Source organism: Vibrio sp. D173a, assembly GCF_030248475.1.
Genome location: NZ_JAHGAH010001196.1, coordinates 1 through 703, shown reverse-complemented (window position 1 = coordinate 703; position 703 = coordinate 1). Strand labels below are relative to the sequence as shown.

The 703-nt window shown below is 44.5% G+C and carries 2 protein-coding genes; both read right to left on the bottom strand.

Annotated elements, in window-relative coordinates:
- Nucleotides 1-225, bottom strand: a 225-nt coding sequence (locus KIV40_RS32265; protein ID WP_285353424.1) for a nucleoside deaminase, incomplete at its 3' end; no start/stop codon positions are given.
- Nucleotides 226-487: 262 nt separating this feature from the next.
- On the bottom strand, nucleotides 488-703 hold a 216-nt coding region (locus KIV40_RS32260; RefSeq protein ID WP_285353422.1), incomplete at its 5' end, for a hypothetical protein.

Genomic DNA, 703 nt, shown 5'->3' with positions numbered 1-703 from the left:
AATCTCAGCATGCGCGGTCGCATCATGGCTACCAATCGAACGGTTCCACCCTTCTGAAATGATTTCACCATCCTTTACCAATACAGCCCCAACCGGCACTTCACCCTCAAGCTCAGCTTGATGTGCTAACTCCATAGCGCGGCGCATAAAGGCTTCATCTTGCGATGTAAATTGATGGTCAGACAAAAGAAACTCCCAAAAACAAAAAAGGCATGCGCTGAGCATACCTAATCTTGGTGAGCATGAACAATGTTATCAAACCAGTCGATACTTTCTTGTTCAATACGCATCACCATACCGTTACTTCGGGAATGGGGGGATTATTTTAACTCACACGGAGTTGTAACCTGCTGCTCACTTCACTGTAAAGGCAACAAAAAAACCACTCACTCCTTGAGTGGTCGTGAAACAAAATGCCATGACGCTGACAACAAGCATCCGAGCTTAAAGGTAGGGATTTACATCCAAAGCGAATAAGAATTGCTTGTTACAGTGCGATAACAACACCAGCAGTGAAGGTGGTATCTTCAATGTCAGAGTTATCTGCAGCTACTTTAACGTATGGCTGAACTTCACCAGAGTTAACGTAAGTCGCTTTCAATGTGGATGTCGACCACTCGCTATCTACTTCTTCACCATCCACATAGATGTCTTCAGCAAACTGAGAGTAAGCGTCTAGGTCGTAAGAAAGTACAACCGCTTT